General features: G+C 60.8%; 1 protein-coding gene. It reads right to left on the bottom strand.

What is annotated here, in order from left to right:
* Window positions 1-355: IS3 family transposase (locus C173_RS16185; protein ID WP_036726406.1), on the bottom strand; the 355-nt coding region annotated here is incomplete at both ends.

The raw sequence follows: 355 nt of genomic DNA, 5'->3' as shown, positions 1-355 counted from the left end.
ATGGCTGACGAACTGTGGGCCGTTGTCGGTGCGGATCACCGGGCGTGCGCTGTCAGGGGCGCAGTGTTGCTCCATGGCGCGTCCCAGCGTCTGGCAGGCGTGCTTGGCCTCACACGACGATCCGCGGTGGTAGCCGACGATGACACGGGTAAAGACATCGATAATACTCAGGACAAAGAAATGCCGGTCCCGGCCCGCCACGTAACCGTACTTAATGTCCATCTGCCAGAGCTGGCCCGCCCCTGTAATGACCCGGTTCTCCGGCAGCTTCCGAGGGTGCTTAAAACGCTTGTGACGCTGCGGCTGCAGGATATCCAGCGCCTGACACAGCCGGTAGCTTTTCTTGTGATTGAGC

The sequence above is a fragment of the Paenibacillus sp. FSL R7-277 genome (assembly GCF_000517965.1).
Taxonomy (GTDB): domain Bacteria; phylum Bacillota; class Bacilli; order Paenibacillales; family Paenibacillaceae; genus Paenibacillus_AQ; species Paenibacillus_AQ silagei.
This window is presented reverse-complemented; position numbering and strand designations above follow the sequence as displayed.